Raw genomic sequence first — 18,272 nt, forward strand, 5'->3', positions numbered from 1 at the left:
TTTCCTGTTATTTTACTCCAACGCACGGTACCGATTGATGTTGAACCTGGCGGCAACACTTCCCAAAAGATGACCCGTAGCAACAAAAGAAAGTACCGGTAAGCGCTCAAGGATACCTGTTTTTAGCGCTTGCCTCCAAAACAGCGGATCAAGAAGTAGTTTTTTGAAAACGGCGTTCATGTTTCTATTTAGCGGATCATTTCCAGGCGACCGGAACCCGCTGGCTTATGAAATACACCATACAGTGCCCTGATTTTCCGTTTCCCGTTTTTTGTATACCGGATCCGTACAACGGGCTCATCAATATGGGGAAAATCGGCCCTTACAAGGGCTACCAGCCGGCCATCCCCGAATATTTTCAGCTTGTAATGCTCTATTGGCAGAAACTCGGCACCCGGCAGATCCAGAACCCCGGTATAGGCGGCATCGTTCTCCATGCTTCCTTCCCGGTTATCAAAATTTGCCTGTTGGGTTTCCTGTTCTTTTTTATACACCATTTCCCGGATGCCATTGATATCTTTATTTTTAAAAAGATCCAGGTAATGCTGGTTCGCGGCAAGCACCTCCTGCAGCAATTTCTTTTCATCCTCCTTTGCAAGAGGCTCACTATTCGTCCAGCCCAGAAGCTCATAGGGAACGGTGGCTTCAAATGTGCCTTCATATACCGCCAGCGGTTTGCCACCTGTACCCTGTTCCTTATTGGGAAGGGTAATGAGCTGGGCTGGTGTGCCAACCGGCCGCACCCCTTTACGATCGGGTGTTTCTTTTAGCCCTTCAATATTGATATCAACCAGCAGATTGGGAGAAAGGTCCTTTTCCTGTTTGCCGTCCAGGTATGCAGCATACAGGATCAGTTTCCACTTTTGTTTTCCCGATTTCAGGATGGCGTTATTTACCGGCGCGCTGGTATTGAAGGTACCGTTCGCATTACCAAAGTAATACTCCACCAGTACATCATTTACATAAAACTCAAAACTGGAGGCGCCTACCTGTATATTGGCCCGGTACTCAATTGCCTGATCGGTAAACTTAACCTGTTTATAGAGATCCTTTATAGCATTTGTGATCCGTTTGCTATTTTGAGCATTGTTTTGCAATGGCGTAAAAAACAAACAAGCAAATAAGAATATGGAACCTTTCATCAGTAAATATACCACAATTACACTGCCCGCTAAAAGAAGTACAAAGAACGCATAGTCCACCACACGAAAGGGAAGCTGGGCTGTCGCATTTTTCCGGACAAAAACGATCTCTGATCCCGGTTCAAAAAAGCGCTTCCGGGCCCTTGTTACCACTACTGCGGTATCCATGCGCCCGGAATCCGGATATATAATTTGATAGCTGTAATCATATTCAATCGTTCGTGCGTAACTGCTGTCAATAGCTGTAACAATTCCCCGATAGCGCTTTCCTAAAAAGTTTGTCTGAAATGCTTTATCAGAAATGATGAACCCCCATATTACCAACAGTACCACTAACAATAATAAAAGAAAGCGCCGGTATACATTCATGACAGCTGTTTTCAGAACATTCTATAAACGGTTTGACCGGTTTAACGGGCCATCCCTTTAAAAAAGTTTTTATCATAATGCTTGAACCAGATCACTTCAAAATCGCCACCCGCTGCCGGTTGGTGCAAAAGCAGGTCATAGGTAAGCATCCTATTCATTCCATTTTTCTTGTATAGATACCGCAGTACCCCCTCGCCTTTATTGGGAGCGTTCACCCCACGCAGGCACACCAGCCTTCCGCTTCCAAAGATCTGCAGCGTATAGGGTTCCAACGGTTCCAGACCATGTTTTTCTTCAACAAACCGGTACCAGGTGCTGCTCTTTGCAAGTGCCTCGTCTTTTGTAAAATAGCTTGCCTGATACACCAGTAGTTCTGCAGGAGCAATGGCCTTTTTATAGAAATCCAGGTCCCCCGTTTCAAAGGCGTCTTTTAATTTTTTGTAAAAGCTGACCACATCGGCTTCCAGCTTTTCGCGATTCATCTTTCGCAAGTCAACACTTTGTTGCCAGCCGTTAAGCGTATACGGCACGGATGCCGTAAAGGAAAGTGTATCCATAAATTCGGATAAGGTACTGTAGTCGATCTGTGCCCCACCCCTGGCCTGCGGTAGCTCGTAGCTGACCAGGGCTTCCGGCTCGGCCAGATCCCCCGCCTTTGTCCATTCGGTCCGTTCAACAGAAAGTCTGAACGGGATGTCTTTTTCAAGCTTGCTAAGCAACGTACCGTCCGGCCTGCTTTTGGGGAAAATTTTTACAGCAACCTGCTGAGTGCCTGCCGACAAGATCGCGGAGTTTATTTCAGTGAAATTATCGTTCATATAATCGTTATACTTTACGAGTACCGGAACGTCATTAACCAATACTTCATAATTGTATGTTGATTTCACTTTTATCTGGTATACGGGTTCCTGGTCAAATTGTTTCAAACTGAGAAACGAATTCTTTTCATCTTTCATTTTATTTTCCTTTTTATTTTGTGCGCAGCCCGTAAGCCCGATGCAAAAAAGTGCGAAACAAAGAATCGACTTCATAAATGTATTTAGTTTATGATCGGCATTTTAAAATTAACATCCCATGCGTAAGGGTCCAGCACTACGATACTACCTTCGCCATCATAATGCAGGCCATCCATATCTGCATAATTGGTGCTGCTATCGGTAGGTGCGTCTACAATACCTGCATTCACAGATGCTTTCAGCACAAAGCCCTCAAATTTTATTTCCGGCTGGGCAAAAATACTGGTCCGGTCGGCTTTTACACTGGCTTCAACTGAAATACCGGTTGTTGCTTCCGCATTGACCTCCGCATAGGCCGTTTGTTTTTTAAATCCCAGGAGCGAGAAATCGCCGTTCGCCCGTATCAACCCGGTAATGGAAATATTAATTCCACCTCCCAGCTTGGCAGGACTATCGTCATCGTCCTTCATCAATCTTGCGGCATATTCGCTTCCTTCCGCGGTATTAATCGTTCCCTTTAGCGTGCCGCTGATCTCGCTGGTAACAACCAGGTCAAGATCGATATCGAAACGGTTACCCAGGGTTTCATCCAGTATATCCAGAGTGGCTACCACAGCCAGTACAACCGGGTGCCGTATCTTATATAACAGGTGATAGAGGTCATATTTTATTTCAATCCCAAAGAGCGGATCCAGGTCAATGACGCCTTCGATCATGGTGCCCAGCACCGGTTTGTTGAGGTCTTTTGGCGCCTCTGCATACCAGCTTACAGACAAACCAAGACTTGGAGGAATGAACTCAAAACTCCAGTTCGACTTTGCTTTTTTGGCGGCCAGTTTAGCCTCCAGCTTTTGCATCCGGGTTTCCGTTTTTCCCTGGCGCTGCGGCGAGCGTTTATTGGTTTCTGAATTAGTGCCATTGATTACTTCTTCCGCCAGCCTTTTTATTTTTAAGATTTTTTTTAAAAACTCCAGCATCTCTTCATATGCCGCAGATAATTCGAGCGCCTGGTAAGGCCGGTCGAATTCGCAAACAAAAGCGACCTCACAATCGATCAACCCATCGGCCAGCGCGGCCTTTGGCTTCATCAGATGGAATGCCTGGCTCATGGACTGGCCTCGCGCTTTACGGGCAGCTTCCTTCTGCTGTTTGCTTGCCCGGGCAGCCTGGCTGGAAAGATCTGCGTACTTCGACCTGGATCTCCGGTTCTTTTTGCCACCTTTCTTTGTGCCTTCCTGCCGCGCCCGGATGTCGGCCAGGTCTTCTCCCAGCTTCTGTTCCTGTAGGGTCCATTTGTCGTGGTACTCCTCCCGCACTTTATTAAAGCGTTCGGAATTGTAGTTGAATGCCAGCTGTATGGTCCATTTTGTATCAGGATACACCTGTATATCCAAAGATTTTGAACGTGCACAGGTATTCAGGCGCACCGGATACTTTTGAGCTATCGATTCGCTGTTGGGCCATAAGGACCGGGCCAGCCCTTCCAGAACATGTATTTTTTTCCCTTCTGAAAAATCGTATCCGACTTCCAATTCCAGTCGCTCATCGGAAGGTTGTTCCAGTACAAATGGCGTATTGTTCTCCAACACTTTATAGGATTGCTGCCCCAAAATCTTAGAACCCGCCTTTGTAAAACTAAATTTATTGCTCCAGGAGCTGGCGTCAATTTTCCGGTCATCATTTTCTTCGTCCTCATCCTTTACCTTACCGCTGCCCTTTCCCTTATAGTCGACCAGCCGCCATTTCTCACTGTGTTTTCCCCGGCCGGCCTTGATCAGCTTTTCAAATGCAGCTATATCGATCACCTTTCCCTGGTGATCAAGTCCGGTGCCATGAAAGGCGCATTCGGTAGTATTGACACCTGTAAGTGCGATCACAAAGCGCTGCCTTGCCTTATCCACGCCTGCAACCAGCGGAAAGGTCAGCTGCTTTGGTTCTTCGATACCTTCAGAAGGATAAATATTTACGGTTATCTTTTCATTTCCTTTATTGTATTCACCCCGTACCGTTTCGTACCGGCAGGGATGAAAAGCGCCTACATCCGCTGCAACATTACCCTGTAATACGGGTTTATTCCCTACTTCCAATGTCGGGTATAACACATGATCTTCGCTTTTGCCTACATAGATCACCGCGTCTTTAAAAGGGATGGAAACTTCTTTTCCTTGCCTGTTGACGAAGGAAATCACCGGGTATACCTCTATCTCGTCCTCGCCGCCGTCATCAGCCCAGAAGGGATCCAGAAAAACATAGAACATGGATTTCTGCACCTGTGTTTCAGATGAAAACCGCAGATCTTCTTTGTCTTTATCGTCCACGATCAGTCCACCCGATACATATTTACCCGGCGGAGGCTCCGAAAATTTGTAAACATCCACCGGGGCCTTTACAAAAAAGTCGGGCGAATTCGGCGCCCTGCCTCCCTCATATTTCCGCCGCACTTCTACCTCTTCTCCATAAACCTTCAGCACATCATCCGCATCCCAGCTTCCATCATCGTCTTTAAACTGTACTTTTAAATACTTTCCGTACATCCCCTGGGTATAAACATGCAATTTTACCGTTGAGCCATAGCGGATCTTCATTTTATCTACCACCTTTTCCTTCGTATCGGTCCACTGCGCTGTCAGCACATCCGGGGTGCCGGTTGCATTTACAAAGCAACCAAACGGAGTGGATCCCTTAGGGGTTTGACCTGCAAAAAAAGGCTCAATATAGGTACATCCGCCCCCTTCGATGAATTCTCCAAAATTTGTATTGAACAGCGTATTGCCCTTGCCCAAAGATTCATTAAAACTATCCTTTGTCAACCGGGGCCTGGCAGCACCCACCAGTTGCCTTACCCATCTTACATTTTCATATTTTTTATCAATGACAGTTTTTTTTTGCTTCAGCTGTTCATCCAGCCTGCCCTTTTCTGTATCATAGCCGGCCGCTGCCTTTTTTCTAAGTGCATCGCGCTCTTCTTTTCCCCTCTTATATGCATCATAGTTGGCCTGATAGGTATCTGAGTCTTTTTTTGTAAGCGTTCCGTCTTTCTGTTTGGCCACTATTGCTTTATATTTTTCCTCAATAAACTGCTGCCCGTATTGATCTTTTTCGTCCAACTCTCTTAACCGGCGCGTTTTGTCCTTGTCCAGGTTCCTGACTGCCGAATCATATTCATCCTTTACCGGCTGGTATTCATCAAAGTATTCCTTTATTCCAAACTCAAAAACCTGGGACAGCGGCAACGTCAGCAACCCGATCTTCGAATCAAAAGCCTGATCTCCCTTTGGAAATACCTGTATATGAAGATTATTGTCTCCCATTTTTTAAAATTTAAGATACTTTAGCTGCTTTTCCCCTTTTATATCCAGTACCGGAAGCAAGGTATACAATACGGCATCATTCGCCTTTTCAACGTTGGATACATTCACATTGGCCGTTTGCCCGTGAAAGCTGATTTCCACACAGGGGCTTCCGCCCACGGCACAAATAGCCTTGCTATCTTCCAACAGGGGATGGCCGCCATTTTCCATAGTCAGCTTATCATGAAACCCCTGCCATTGGGTAATGGCGGGCTTACAGGCGCTTTTGGTTATTTTACAGGCGCCAAAAGTATTGGCTGCAAAAGGCTGGCCAATATCCATTGTGTTGGCAATGGCCTTTTGCCCTGGCTCGTTTTCATTGATATAAAAATCTGTTTGCTTTACTTTAAGTTTGTCCGGCGCGCTACCAAATTTACATTGGCAAACAGCGCCGTTACAAACCAGATGTTTTTGACTCATATTTTATTTTTTAACCCGCCCAAAACTTCTTTTTAACCATTTCTTCAAACCGGATTGCCGCATCTAATTGCCGGTCGCTTGTGTCCTGGTGGTAGGTTTCAAATTTCACCTTCCGATCAGGGTTCCCCTGTAAAACCATGGTTCCCCAGGCAGAACGTATGGAATAATCCTTCCTGTATACCTGGTAATTCAGCGTTGCGCTCCCACTTGCTTCCGCTGCCGGATAGTCCATGGCCTTTTCCATAGGCAACGGCCTTTTCTCCAATATATCCTTAAGGCTGCGTTCTTCATTTATATTTCCTTTATAGTGGATAGTAAACGTTTTTTTTGCCGTATCCTGTTGCTCCAGGCTGCCCGTAAACCGGTACTTAACCCCTGGCCCGTAGGCGATCATGGGCAATGGCAGATCCAATTCCAGCTTGTAACTAAACGCTCTTTCGCCGTAGATGGCAGCAAAAAAAACGGTAAAGAACCAATCCTCTTTTAGTGCCGCTTCTACCCGGTCTATATCATGGAGCCTTATTTCCATTTCCTGCATGGCTTGCTCAGCGGCAGCCCCTTTAAAATACTGAAGAATTGCCGGTTTTGATGCCCGCCAGCGTTCAAGAATATCCGGATGATTGATTATTTTTCCAAATCCTCCTTCATGATTCACCATTAGTAATACCGGGTACAGCGTCCTGCCCATGGCATCTGCCAGCTGATCGGCCAAAAGCCGCGGAGCACTATTATTGATATACACCTGTTTCCGGTTTACAAAGTACAGGTATCCTTCCTGCTCAAACTCTCCTAACCGGGCGATATCCATTTCATAGTGAATTTTGAGGTTTTCATCATACGTAATAATGGTGCCGTAGGTACGGCAAAGCGCCTCCCGGGGAATGATCAGCTGCCGGTGGGCCCCGATATTATATTGTGTCTGTAACTTCAATTACTATTATCTTTTTATATGTTCTTTTTTTCTACAGCGTTGTTCTCCACCGATGGTCAGCCGCCGCTCTCCCGCAGAAAGTTTTACGCTTTTACCATTAACGGACCTGCTGCTAAGCAACCAGTCATCGCATTTTTTATCATACTTATAAACAGCTTCCCGTTCTTCGCCCTGCATTCCGGTGATCCATTCATAAGTGCTGATGCATCCCACACCGCATGAGGAAATAACCAATGATTTGCCCGATACCCCAATGGTAAAAGATCGCTCCTTTCGGTCGGCGCCTGAAAGTATCAGCTTACAATCATAAACAGGCCCTGCTGCAGTTTTACTATTAAACTCATAATAACAGCTGTCTGGCTTGTCATCAAGATCAAAATAGCCTACTTCCACCCGGCGATGATCCTGGGCTTGCACATATAGCATTGATAATACACCAATGAGGAGTAATGTATATTTTCTAATCGTCAAACTTTTGTATTTCCGATTTGTGATTTTTGCCATATTTCGTATTTCGTATTTTGCTTGTTTCATATTTATAGCTGCCAATACTTTTATCCTTTACCTTTTGGCAAAGGCGGGCGACTTTCATCAGCAACAGGATTTTCTTCAAATTACGCTTTCGGTGTGCAAACCCATTCAAGCCTCCGTTCACTCCTATACACACGCTTATAAAATCGTCATTGTCGGCATATTCATTCAAATCGCCCCAGGCGGATCCGATTTTCCAGTTCCACCCTGCCGAATCACAGGCATACTGCAGGCTGTTTGCAACCACTTCGGGAGTGTCTGTCAATTTTGGATTTTTAAGGTAATTAAAATATTCCTCATAGGAATCTTTCCACGTTAGCTGGATCAAACCCCGGCCTTTATATTTGGGGCCGTAGCCTTTAACATTATGCCCGTGCGCCAGGCATTCTTTATACCGGTTGTACCCTCTTCTTATTGCGTTGGTACCATATTCTGCATATTTCTTTTTGTCTTTTAAAAACAATTGGTATTTATTATAGAAGTCCAGATGCGTGGTATGATCATAATCCCAGCCATCGGCATACTCCACTGTTGTCAAAAATCCTGTTTCCGCCTCGGCCTGTGCTAAAAAATGTGCTTTTCTTAAACAGGTATTTATATCATACTGTTCCATTGTTTTATTTAGCCACTCCGTAAGCGTTTTGTAGTTTTTCTCATCCCCGGGTAAGGGGCAGTTTTTAGCGCTAAAAAGGTTATTAATATTATAAAAGGATTGAATATCCTCTTCTGTAAATACTTTTTCGCAAAAACATTTTTCTTCTTTTGTCTCCTGCGGTTCTCTTGCGGGCGGCGTCCCGCGCAGCAGCTGCTCCCCCTGGTCTCCATTCTTGCGCATAAAACCCTTTGCGCTTAGCTGCGTATCGCCTTCATGCGCAATCCAGGTAACGTCCTTTGCCGTCTCCGTAATTTTTTTAGCCCTGAATATAATGTCTCCCATCCTGTTTACGTTGGTGGTTATGCTCTTTACTTGCCGCTCATTTAAAATCTTTTTTATCAAAGGTCATATACCGGCTAAATGCGCCGCGTGTCCCGTTAATTGTTGCACTATCCGGCAAGCAACCGGTAATCATTGCACCGCCCATTGCATTGTTCCCTTGCACGGCTTGCAGATGAATATCAGCAACTGTTATCTTCATACCGTTTATTTTAATCGAAAGCGCATTGTTTAAAAAAACAGTATCGCCGTAACTAAGCCCTGCCCTGTAGTCTGTTTTTACTAAATCGCTTTTCAGGTCTTCCAGTTTCAGAAAGGTATCCTTTAATACAAGGCCTGCTTTATTGGTAACTATCAGCTGTGCCAGGCTATCCAACCCACCGCTTTTGAAACCCGTTAAATAAAAATACAACCCTTCACTGTAAATATTGGATGCGTTGCAATCCGCTGCATACATTTGAATTTCCTTTTCTGTGGGTCTGTCAAAACAGGCATACAAACCTGGTAAACCCAGTAATGTTACATATAATAAATACCGGTTATAATACCTCAACATTATTTTATTAATAGCTCCATTTTATATTTGTATCATCGGCCGGCCGTGCATCGCCTTCAAATACTTCTGTTTCTTTATTCAGCTCCTGCTCCATTTGTGATGCCGGGATTATTTGTCATCAAAATCAAATAGCACAACCCCTCCCGTTTGTACCTGCCCGTCAAGCGTTATTTCATGCAGCCGGCACTCTTCCACGATCTGACTGCCGCCTTTATTATGTGGCATCTTTAAGTATTTAAAGTCATAAATTTTGTGGATCCTGTTTTCTCCTGCCAATTTTAGAAAAAGAGTATCCCCGGTTTTAAAAGGTTGCTGCAATAAAAAGTAGCGTTGCCCGCGTATGGAGTCCACGATATTTAATGCCGGGCTAAACTCCAGCCAACGGGAGTCTGTGGCAGCGCTTATTCTGATTTTTATGGGCTTTATCTCCGATGTATTATTATAATTAATAAAATACATACCCAGCTCGTGTATACTATTTATACTGTCACATAGGGGGGGGGCTGCACGCTTCCGGGAAGAATGGTCTTGCCCGCATGACACCAAACAATTAAATAAAATCGACAGCAAAATCAATTTCCTCATTATTTGAGCTTTATATATGCATAGTAATTCGATATAAATGCTTTTTTGGAGATCCCCTTCATAGTCCTGGAATTCTGTACATCCTCACCCCATGTAAATTCTTTAAATTTCACCGTTTTCACATCATCATAATCTGTTTCAGGTACTCCGGTATCGTTTAATAGCCCAAGTCCGCCTTCATAAACAATCCAATGATAATCCTGAAAATCGCTCCAGGTATATTCGCTTTTCCCATACATCATATCCCCATCAATCATCATACAGATGCGATAGCCATTTTTATAATCCCGGTCGATATCCTTTTCGAGAATTCTCAATTTTTCATCCGACCCAAAATAATCCCGTATATAAGATTTATTTGCTTTATAAAAATCGATCTCAACTGTTTTATATCCTAAGAGTTTTTTGCCTAATGAGACCATAATGGTCGGCCAGTTTATCGCCTTAAAGTCTTCTCCGGCCTGTCCCTTATATCCGATCGAACTTTCAGAGCTACGTAATGACGCCAGCAGGATCCAGTCGATATAAGGCATCGTGTGGTGAGGATACTTACACTTTGGGTCCGCCGGGTTCATCTCAAACAAGTCTTTATCGGGCTCAATTGTATAGTTTTTGTATACGACTTTACCTTGCTGGTGCAGTTTTAGCGCCAGCTGTTCATACCCATCGGGATCTTCCCTGGCAAGCAGGTATGCCATGCAGGCCATTCCGCAAAGAGAGGTTGCACTTTGATTTATTTTCCACGGGAGCACCTTCCTTTCATTAACTTCGTTTTTCACCTGATCCCTGCCAAACCATCTGAAGCGATAATGGATCCAAAAATTGGCCTTTCCCCCTGTATTTTTATTATGAATGAAGGCGTAGATCGTTATCCCCCTGCCACATAAGTCCGGTATATTTTTAAAATTAAAACATACCCTTCTGCCCCGCACATTAAGTATACCCTCAAAGACACCCGCTTCCGTCTCATACCTGTACGCCCATTTTATAAGATTATAATCCCCGGGGTCTTCACCATTTTTAAACGAAACGACCTTAACGTAATAGTTCTTGTTAAAAACAAACCCTTTCCGCTTATCTCCGCCCTTTTTATACCCAATGCCCTCATCAAGGACGCTTTCTAATTCAATTTTTTCTACTTCGGGCAGTATCACAGGCTGTTCCCTTTTGGGCGGTGCCCCGCGCAGCAGCTGCTCTCCCTGCTCCCCGCTCTTGCGCATAAAACCCTTTGCGCTTAGCTGCGTATCGCCTTCATGGGCAATCCAGGTAACGTCCTTTGCGGTTTCCGTAATTTTTTTAGCCCTGAAAATAATGTCTCCCATCCTGTTTACGTTGGTGGTTATGCAAAACTTCCCTGCTCGCCGCTCCTGCTGACCACTTTTTTGGCGCTGTATATCTTAAAATCTTCCTCCGTTGCATTGGCCTCAATGGTGTTTCCCTGCTTTTTAATGGTGTTGGAGGCGTTGTGGGTTACATTATCCTCCGCGGTACCGATAATATTGGTGGCCATCATCGTCAGATCTTTTACAGCACTATTCATAATATTGACGCCCGCATTATTCATCATGCTGGCGCCCGCCGTGGTACCGATATTAATACCTGCGGAGGTATTGATATTCATCCCCGCATTGGTGCGTATATTTTGCTCCGCATTAATATTGATGTTCTTTGCATTAAAGGTCATGGTTTCCGGAGCCGTGATGGTAATGTTCTTCCCGGTGGTATCCAGGTAAATCTCATTGCCCCCCGGGTCTTTGATAATAATATGGGTACCCGCCCCCGCATCGCTGAATTCTATCGTATGCCCGCTGCGGGTGCGGATCACTTTTAAATCGTTCTGCGCATTGCTAAAATTACTATGAGCGTTTCCGTGGTATACCGTACCAATTACATAAGGTTTTGTGGGACTTTCGCTTTCAAAACCTATGATCACCTCCTCTCCTATTTCGGGGATAAAGAAATGTCCTTTATCTCCCCCGCCATGAGGACTGGTTACACGGATCCAGGGCGTTTTTTCGGAACCGTTCATCCAGTGAAACTTCACCCGCACCCTTCCGAGGCCGTTATAATCATTATTATCCGTTACAATAGCGCTTTGTGTTTCGCAAACCGGATCGCCCGGTACGGTAACCGGCGGAACTTTTATGCTGGAAGGAACCGCCGTAAAATCATTTTCATAGTTGCCCCGGGCATCCACCCGGTGGTTTACGGCTGTAACCAGGTATTCTCCATAGCCCTCCGGGCCCATTGTAAATACATTGTTGCCGCTTACTTCTATCCTTGTGCCCAATGCGACCCCCGGATGCCCGCTTTGCCCCTTAAACTGCACCAGCTTGCTGCTTTCCACTGCGCTTTTGAGGTTGGCGACGTCATCCTGCTGTTTTTTATTGGTCAAAAATTTATTGTTCCATTGTTTTGGCAGGGTACCATATACCGTTTTGGAGGCATTGTACACCTGTTCGCCCCAGGCATTCAAGCCCGCTTTTTGCACCACGCCGCTCGGCTGGCTGGTATGCACCTGGCTATTAAGATAATCCCAGGCCATTAGCTGCATTTCGGTAGGGCGCGCCTGCAAGGCCACATTAAAACGGCTTAAATGACGGCCATACACCAGCTCTGTTTTTTTATTATCGCGCGGGGGGCCTATCACAAGGCTGCGGCCATCCCAAAAAAGCCATTCGCCATAGGTGCTGGTCAGCCGCTGCAAAAATTCCCAGGCTGTTTCCTTATACTGCACGGTATACGCCAGTGTTTCTCCATACAGGGGCTGTACTTTGGGCTCCAGCAGGTTTTGCGGAAAAAACTTCAGCAGGTCCTGTGCAATGTTTTTAATAGCCTTTTTTTCCCAGCTCTTGCAATGCGGGCCGCTGTCCAGCACAATAGTGGGGCTGTGTCCGGTGATGATCACATCCCCATGATGACCGGTAAAGCGCGCCGTTTCGATACCCGTAATAATACCATTAAACAGCAACCTGTCATTAAGCCCCACGCCCGTTATACGGGCGCCGAAGCTACCGCCGATCATATCTTTGGACGCGGTGAACATACCGGTTTTTCCGTCAATAGATTGTGCCGGACAAACAAGCGAAAATTGGTGATGTGAAAATATACTTTGGTTTAGGGAAAAAGATGTGAACTGCATTAATGGCGCACCATTAATGCTGAACATAGGTTCGGTTAGTTGCGCCATACATAAGGTTTTGTCTGTAAGGTTAAAAAGGGTTACATTATACGATACCCAACAAAAATATTACATTTTACTGTGAATAATATTGAGCCTGATCAATTTTTCTTTTTTTTTACCCGTTCCCGCTCCAGGGGGTTAAGTCAAAAACAACCCCATTCCTTTTTAAGACATCCTTCTTTAAATTTACAGGAGCGGCCCGGCGCAACAAGGAGGAAATCGGCCGGCGCCTACCCATTCTCTCAAATAATTCTTTACATTCGCAAACTTTATTTATGACAAAACGGTTTTTTACATTTGTGGGAATAACCTGCCTGCTGCTTTTATCGGCCGGGGGAGCTACAGCTCAGTCAAAATCGGCCTTTTATAGTGCATTGGCCAGTAGTTCCGTAAAAACTATCGAAGCGCAGATCGGCCAGTTGGGTCTTTATGCAAGCGCTGCTGAAAAACAAGCTTTTACAGGTGCGCTCGAAATGCGCAAGGCCGGGCTGTTGAGCGTTCCCGCAAAAAAGCTTTCTGTTTTCAAACAGGGACATAAAAAGCTTGAAGCCGCTATTGCCGCCCATCCAAACGAAGCCGAGTATCGCTTTCTCCGTTTGATGATCCAGGAAAACGCTCCCAAATCGCTGGGGTATTCCAAAAATATTGCAGAAGACAGCAAAATGATCCGGGATCAGTTTGCAGCACTGCCTTCTGTTACCCAGCAAAGTGTGAAAAATTACAGCAAAAAATCAAAATCATTGTCGGGCCTTTTATAAATCCAGGTATGAGCAAGCAGGTATTAGCGGTTTATTTTACACAATCCGGGCAAACAAAACAGATCCTTGATTCCTTTTTACAACCGCTGCTTGCGGATGGCATTGTGGTAGATTTTTTGCAGGTACAAACCCAGGATCCGTTTCCTTTTCCCTGGAGCATTCCCGTGTTCTTTGATACCGTTCCGGAATCTGTGGATGTGATCCCCACGGCGCTGAAGCCCTGGTCGGTACCCCGGGAAAAATACGACCTGGTGATCCTGGCCTGGCAGCCCTGGAACCTGTCGCCGAGCATTCCCATCAATTCCATTTTACAGGATGCCGCATTTAGGGCGCTGATAAAAGACACCCCGCTGGTAACCATTTGCGGCTGCCGCAATATGTGGATCAATGCCCAGGAAAAAAATAAAAAATTGCTCCGCGATGCGGGTGCCCGGCTGGTGGGCAATATTGCGCTGTTTGACCGGCACCCCAATCACCTTAGTTATGTAACTATTTTTCACTGGCTGGGTACCGGCAGAAAAGACCGTAAATGGGGTATTTTCCCCAGGCCGGGTGTGGCACAACAGGACATAGCCAACGCCTCTGTTTTTGGGGCTACCGTAAACCGTTGCCTGCAATCCGGCAACTGGCAGGGATTGCAGCCGGAACTGTTAAAGCAAAAGGCGGTAGAGGTAAAATACTCCCTGATGTACATCGAGCGCAAAGCCGGAAAAATATTCAAAAAATGGGTAGCTATTATCAATAAACACCCGCAAAACAGAAAAAAAATACTTGTTGCCTATAAATATTATCTTGCGGTGGCGTTACTGATCGCTTCTCCTATTATTTTATTAGTAGATTTGATTCTGGTGCGCCCATTCAGCCAAAAGAAGATCCGGCGGCAAATGGACTACTATGCGGGTGTGGAATGGAGGGAGAAGATTTAATCGCTCATTAATTCAATAGCAGTTGAAGGGTGTAATCCCTTTTTAACGGGAAAAAGCCCGGCAATGAAGTTGGGCCATAAAAAATAAATGATTAAAAAACATTATGAATTTGAACGACGTTTATATTAACCGTACCGCTCATTATTTCCCCAACAACCCGGTCTCCAATGATGAAATGGAGGAGTACCTGGGCTATATTAATGGAAAACCCTCCAAATCCAGACGAATTGTTTTGAGAAACAACGCCATCACCAACCGCTATTATGCACTGGAAAAAGGCGGAAAGATAACCCATACCAATGCCCAGCTGACGGCAGCGGCCATCAGGGAACTGTTTGCGCAGGATCCCGGAGGAATGAAGCAGGTGAATGTACTTTCCTGCGGCACTTCATCGCCCGATCAGATGATGCCTTCCCATGCAGTAATGGTACACGGATGGTTGCCCGAGCTGGGTTCTATTGAAGTGGTATCGCCTGCCGGGGTATGCTGCGCGGGAATGCATGCATTAAAATATGCATATATGTCGGTAAAAACCGGTGACGCGGCCACGGCCGTTGCCACGGGATCGGAGCGGTTTTCGGCCTCGCTGGTAGCCAACCAGTTTGAGGATGAAGTACATAAGCTGGAGGCGCTGGAAGAAAATCCTTATATCAGCTTCGACAAGGAATTTCTGCGCTGGATGCTGTCCGATGGCGCTTCTGCTTTTTTAATTTCCAATAAGAAAAACGAAGAGGGCCTCAGCCTTAAGATAGAATGGATGGAAGGCATTTCCTATGCCGATTATATGGAAGCCTGTATGTATATGGGAGCCGAAAAGCAGGAAGACGGCCACTTAAAAAGCTTTTTGGAGTTTAACCACGAAGAACTGAACGAAAAATCCGTTCTGAGTATTAAACAGGATGTAAAACTACTGAGCCCGAATATTGTGCCCCTGGGCGGAAAGATCCTGCCGGAACTATTTGAGCGCCGCGGGCTGAACCCGGATGATATTACCTGGTACCTGCCGCATATGAGCAGTAACTTTTTTAAGGATAAAATATATGATGAACACCTCAAACTGGGCCATCATATCCCTTACGAAAAATGGTTTGTGAATCTGAGTCGTGTAGGAAATGTGGGCGCCGCTTCTGTATATTTTATGGTTGATGAATTATATAACAGCGGCCAGCTGAAAAAAGGCGACAAGATATTCCTGCTGGTACCGGAAAGTTCAAGATTTAGCTATATGTATGCTTTGTTGACGGCAGTTTAAGAAAGTGAGTGGTGAATAGGGAATAGTGAAAAACACAAAATGTTTTTCACTTTTTTGTTTCAACGTGTAAAAACGGCGAGATTTTGCGGGAATATCGTGGTTTTTATTCCAGCCGGTTCTTGCCCCAATATGTTTTTCTTAAAATTCGTAACTTCGTAAGAAAGGAATTGATAATGACAACAGCAATAAAGCGCGAAAAACTAATGGAGTATATCCAGCAAGCAAATGACAAAAAGGTGCAGGCTTTATACGCTGTTTTAGAAGATTCAATTGGAGAAGAAGATAGAAGCTGGTGGTGGGAGGATGATAGTTTTGTTACTGAAATAAACAGGCGCTCTGCGGCATTAAAGAAGGGAACAACAAAGACATTTACCTGGGATGAAGTCAAAGAAAAAGCGAATCAGGCAAAATGAATTTTACCATCCTTTTTGTTACAGAAGCCAACGAGGAATATCTCAATTCCTATTGGTGGTATGAGCAGCAGCAGGAAGGGCTTGGAACACGCTTTAAGACGAAAGTTGAACTCACACTAACAAAAATTTCCCAAAATCCTAGAGCCTATAAATATGGCAAAAGACCCTTCCGGGAAGCTGCCTTTCCCATTTATTATCGTATATGAAATAGATGAGCAACGTACAACTGTGACCATTCTATCGGTTTTTCATACAAAACAAAATCCCAAAAAGAAATACAAAAAAAGCTGAAGAGTATTACCGGACGATGCAGGGAGTGACACAACGAAGCGGATAGTAGTACTGCTGCCGGAATCATAAAAAATAAAACAGTGAAAAAAGAAGAAATCCCACAGGACAACGGCGCCCTTGGCAAAATAGCCAAAGAGGTAACTTATGTGGTCGATGAAAATGGCAACTACTCCACCGGCCAGAGTACCGGCTGGGATGTAAAAACCGAAGCATTGAACGTAGCCTGGCATGATGTGGAGGCAAAGATCGGGGCAGCCAAACAAAAAGTACTGAACGGCGAAGCCAGTCCTATCCTGTATTTTATGGAGAAAAAGATCATGGATCTGAACATCCTGGCCTCTTATACCGGCTATTGGAAATGGACCATCAAAAAACATTTGAAACCCTCCGGATTTCAGAAACTACCCGCCGACAAACTAAAAAAATATTCGGAGCTTTTTGAAATAAGCCTGGAGGAATTAAAAAATCCGTTTAAACAAAGTGAATAGGGAATAGCGAGTAACAAGTGGAATAGATTCCGGTACCAGCCATTCACTATTCACTATAAACTATTCACTTCTCACTAATCACTATAAACTTCTCACTATGAACTATTCACTATAAACTATTCACTTCTCACTCCTAATAAAAAAAACTTGGAACTTCAAACATCAAACTTTCAACATCTCCAGGCCGCCCATTGCGAAAACGGTGTTACCACGGCTTTACTGCGGCATTACGGTATTACAAAAATCACTGAGCCTTTGGCTTTTGGTATGGGCTCGGGGCTGTTTTATGTACAGCTTCCGTTTATGAAAGTGAATGGTGGGCCTGCTATCTCCTTCAGGACCATGCCCGGGCTGATTTTTAAACGCACCTGCACAGCATTGGGTGTTCCGGTTACAAGAAAAAAATTCAGTTCTCACGAAAAAGCCATGCAGGAGTTGGATGAGCGCGTATTGGCCGGTAAACCAACGGCTTGCCAGGTGGGCGTTTTTTACTTAACCTATTTTCCAAAAGAATACCGTTTCCATTTTAATGCCCATAATTTAATAGTGGTGGATAAAAAGGGCGATGACTACTACATAAGCGACCCCATCATGGAGGGGCTGGTTACCATGAACAGCTATGAGCTGGAGCGGGTACGCTTTGCCAAAGGCGCTTTTGCACCGCACGGGCAGATGTACTACCCCGGCGGCGACCAACTGAAGGAGCCCACCAACGAGCAAATGAAGCAGGGTATTATTAAGGGCATTAAGCGCAATTGCCGGGATATGCTGCATATACCCGGCTCTTTTGGCGGTGTAAGCGGCATTGCTTATACCGGCCGGAAAATCAAAAAATGGAAGACCAAACTGGGCGATGAAAAAGCCCGCAGCTACCTGGCCCAGCTGGTGCGGATGCAGGAAGAAATCGGAACCGGTGGTGGTGGCTTCCGGTTTATCTACGGCGCATTCCTGCAACAGGCACATCCTTATTTAAAAACGGATGAACTGTTTGGCCTTTCCAAACAATTTACAGCTGCCGGAGATAAATGGCGGGATGCTGCGATACAGGCTTCCGGCATCTACAAGGGCCGGCTTAATACCCAGGCCGACTATGATAATATGGGCGACCGGCTTATTGAAATATCCGCACTGGAAAAGCAGGCTTTTCTGCAACTGAAAGCGCTGATGGGAAACCTAAAATAAGCAT

The 18,272-nt window shown here is 45.2% G+C and carries 18 protein-coding genes; 7 read left to right on the forward strand and 11 right to left on the reverse strand.

Features of this window, described 5'->3' with window-relative positions; translation table 11 throughout:
• Nucleotides 1-188: 188 nt before the first annotated feature.
• The 11 genes from GGU45_RS11955 to GGU45_RS12005 form a co-directional block, all read right to left on the reverse strand.
• Nucleotides 189-1,511: a hypothetical protein gene (locus tag GGU45_RS11955; protein ID WP_435224994.1), complete on the reverse strand. Its 1,323-nt coding sequence runs from the start codon at nucleotides 1,509-1,511 to the stop codon at nucleotides 189-191.
• Nucleotides 1,512-1,552: 41 nt separating this feature from the next.
• Entirely contained in the window at nucleotides 1,553-2,467 is a 915-nt protein-coding gene (locus GGU45_RS11960; RefSeq protein WP_435224996.1) for a hypothetical protein, read from the reverse strand.
• 83 nt (nucleotides 2,468-2,550) lie between these two features.
• Nucleotides 2,551-5,778, reverse strand: coding sequence for a hypothetical protein (locus GGU45_RS11965; protein ID WP_435224997.1), 3,228 nt, complete (start codon nucleotides 5,776-5,778; stop codon nucleotides 2,551-2,553).
• Nucleotides 5,779-5,781: 3 nt separating this feature from the next.
• A complete protein-coding gene (locus GGU45_RS11970) occupies nucleotides 5,782-6,237 on the reverse strand; it encodes a DUF4280 domain-containing protein (RefSeq protein ID WP_435224999.1) in 456 nt (151 codons plus the stop codon).
• 10 nt (nucleotides 6,238-6,247) lie between these two features.
• Nucleotides 6,248-7,168 (reverse strand): hypothetical protein, encoded by a 921-nt coding sequence (locus tag GGU45_RS11975; protein ID WP_435225001.1) that lies wholly within the window; start codon nucleotides 7,166-7,168, stop codon nucleotides 6,248-6,250.
• A 6-nt stretch (nucleotides 7,169-7,174) separates the two neighbouring features.
• Nucleotides 7,175-7,639 (reverse strand): hypothetical protein, encoded by a 465-nt coding sequence (locus tag GGU45_RS11980; protein WP_435225003.1) that lies wholly within the window; start codon nucleotides 7,637-7,639, stop codon nucleotides 7,175-7,177.
• A complete protein-coding gene (locus GGU45_RS11985) occupies nucleotides 7,629-8,636 on the reverse strand; it encodes a glycoside hydrolase family 19 protein (RefSeq protein ID WP_435225005.1) in 1,008 nt (335 codons plus the stop codon). The genes GGU45_RS11980 and GGU45_RS11985 overlap by 11 nt, the downstream gene beginning before the upstream one ends.
• 37 nt (nucleotides 8,637-8,673) lie before the next feature.
• Nucleotides 8,674-9,189: a hypothetical protein gene (locus GGU45_RS11990; protein ID WP_435225007.1), complete on the reverse strand. Its 516-nt coding sequence runs from the start codon at nucleotides 9,187-9,189 to the stop codon at nucleotides 8,674-8,676.
• A 108-nt stretch (nucleotides 9,190-9,297) separates the two neighbouring features.
• On the reverse strand, nucleotides 9,298-9,648 hold the full coding sequence (locus GGU45_RS11995; RefSeq protein WP_435225008.1) for a hypothetical protein: 351 nt from the start codon (nucleotides 9,646-9,648) through the stop codon (nucleotides 9,298-9,300).
• Between the two features lie 125 nt (nucleotides 9,649-9,773).
• Nucleotides 9,774-11,096 (reverse strand): hypothetical protein, encoded by a 1,323-nt coding sequence (locus GGU45_RS12000; RefSeq protein ID WP_435225010.1) that lies wholly within the window; start codon nucleotides 11,094-11,096, stop codon nucleotides 9,774-9,776.
• Nucleotides 11,097-11,113: 17 nt separating this feature from the next.
• Nucleotides 11,114-12,964: a type VI secretion system Vgr family protein gene (locus GGU45_RS12005; RefSeq protein WP_435225011.1), complete on the reverse strand. Its 1,851-nt coding sequence runs from the start codon at nucleotides 12,962-12,964 to the stop codon at nucleotides 11,114-11,116.
• A gap of 269 nt (nucleotides 12,965-13,233) precedes the next feature.
• On the opposite strand from GGU45_RS12005, the gene GGU45_RS12010 reads away from it, so the two are divergent.
• The 7 genes from GGU45_RS12010 to darH all read left to right on the forward strand — a co-directional run bounded on the left by GGU45_RS12010 (nucleotide 13,234) and on the right by darH (nucleotide 18,268).
• A complete protein-coding gene (locus GGU45_RS12010) occupies nucleotides 13,234-13,716 on the forward strand; it encodes a hypothetical protein (protein ID WP_435225013.1) in 483 nt (160 codons plus the stop codon).
• A gap of 8 nt (nucleotides 13,717-13,724) precedes the next feature.
• The gene (locus tag GGU45_RS12015) at nucleotides 13,725-14,642 is read left to right on the forward strand and encodes a hypothetical protein (RefSeq protein WP_435225014.1); all 918 of its coding nucleotides are present in this window, start codon (nucleotides 13,725-13,727) and stop codon (nucleotides 14,640-14,642) included.
• A 103-nt stretch (nucleotides 14,643-14,745) separates the two neighbouring features.
• The gene (gene darB, locus GGU45_RS12020; protein WP_435225016.1) at nucleotides 14,746-15,894 is read left to right on the forward strand and encodes a dialkylresorcinol biosynthesis protein DarB; all 1,149 of its coding nucleotides are present in this window, start codon (nucleotides 14,746-14,748) and stop codon (nucleotides 15,892-15,894) included.
• Between the two features lie 173 nt (nucleotides 15,895-16,067).
• On the forward strand, nucleotides 16,068-16,307 hold the full coding sequence (locus tag GGU45_RS12025; protein WP_435225018.1) for a hypothetical protein: 240 nt from the start codon (nucleotides 16,068-16,070) through the stop codon (nucleotides 16,305-16,307).
• On the forward strand, nucleotides 16,304-16,513 hold the full coding sequence (locus GGU45_RS12030) for a hypothetical protein (protein WP_435225019.1): 210 nt from the start codon (nucleotides 16,304-16,306) through the stop codon (nucleotides 16,511-16,513). The genes GGU45_RS12025 and GGU45_RS12030 overlap by 4 nt, the downstream gene beginning before the upstream one ends.
• A gap of 165 nt (nucleotides 16,514-16,678) precedes the next feature.
• The gene (gene DarG, locus GGU45_RS12035; protein WP_435225021.1) at nucleotides 16,679-17,086 is read left to right on the forward strand and encodes a flexirubin biosynthesis protein DarG; all 408 of its coding nucleotides are present in this window, start codon (nucleotides 16,679-16,681) and stop codon (nucleotides 17,084-17,086) included.
• 147 nt (nucleotides 17,087-17,233) lie between these two features.
• Nucleotides 17,234-18,268 (forward strand): BtrH-related acyltransferase DarH, encoded by a 1,035-nt coding sequence (gene darH / locus GGU45_RS12040; RefSeq protein WP_435225023.1) that lies wholly within the window; start codon nucleotides 17,234-17,236, stop codon nucleotides 18,266-18,268.
• The last annotated feature ends 4 nt before the right edge of the window (nucleotides 18,269-18,272 follow it).

The sequence above is a fragment of the Niabella hirudinis genome, assembly GCF_051201075.1.
GTDB classification, from domain to species: Bacteria; Bacteroidota; Bacteroidia; order Chitinophagales; family Chitinophagaceae; genus Niabella; species Niabella hirudinis.

Coding starts and splice junctions, on each gene's coding strand:
- GGU45_RS11955 (WP_435224994.1), bottom strand. CDS start 1,511: ATGAATGTATACCGGCGCTTTCTTTTATTATTGTTAGTGGTACTGTTG.
- GGU45_RS11960 (WP_435224996.1), bottom strand. CDS start 2,467: ATGAAAGATGAAAAGAATTCGTTTCTCAGTTTGAAACAATTTGACCAG.
- GGU45_RS11965 (WP_435224997.1), bottom strand. CDS start 5,778: ATGGGAGACAATAATCTTCATATACAGGTATTTCCAAAGGGAGATCAG.
- GGU45_RS11970 (WP_435224999.1), bottom strand. CDS start 6,237: ATGAGTCAAAAACATCTGGTTTGTAACGGCGCTGTTTGCCAATGTAAA.
- GGU45_RS11985 (WP_435225005.1), bottom strand. CDS start 8,636: ATGGGAGACATTATATTCAGGGCTAAAAAAATTACGGAGACGGCAAAG.
- GGU45_RS11990 (WP_435225007.1), bottom strand. CDS start 9,189: ATGTTGAGGTATTATAACCGGTATTTATTATATGTAACATTACTGGGT.
- GGU45_RS11995 (WP_435225008.1), bottom strand. CDS start 9,648: ATGTATTTTATTAATTATAATAATACATCGGAGATAAAGCCCATAAAA.
- GGU45_RS12000 (WP_435225010.1), bottom strand. CDS start 11,096: ATGGGAGACATTATTTTCAGGGCTAAAAAAATTACGGAAACCGCAAAG.
- GGU45_RS12005 (WP_435225011.1), bottom strand. CDS start 12,964: ATGGCGCAACTAACCGAACCTATGTTCAGCATTAATGGTGCGCCATTA.
- GGU45_RS12010 (WP_435225013.1), top strand. CDS start 13,234: ATGACAAAACGGTTTTTTACATTTGTGGGAATAACCTGCCTGCTGCTT.
- GGU45_RS12015 (WP_435225014.1), top strand. CDS start 13,725: ATGAGCAAGCAGGTATTAGCGGTTTATTTTACACAATCCGGGCAAACA.
- darB (WP_435225016.1), top strand. CDS start 14,746: ATGAATTTGAACGACGTTTATATTAACCGTACCGCTCATTATTTCCCC.
- GGU45_RS12025 (WP_435225018.1), top strand. CDS start 16,068: ATGACAACAGCAATAAAGCGCGAAAAACTAATGGAGTATATCCAGCAA.
- GGU45_RS12030 (WP_435225019.1), top strand. CDS start 16,304: ATGAATTTTACCATCCTTTTTGTTACAGAAGCCAACGAGGAATATCTC.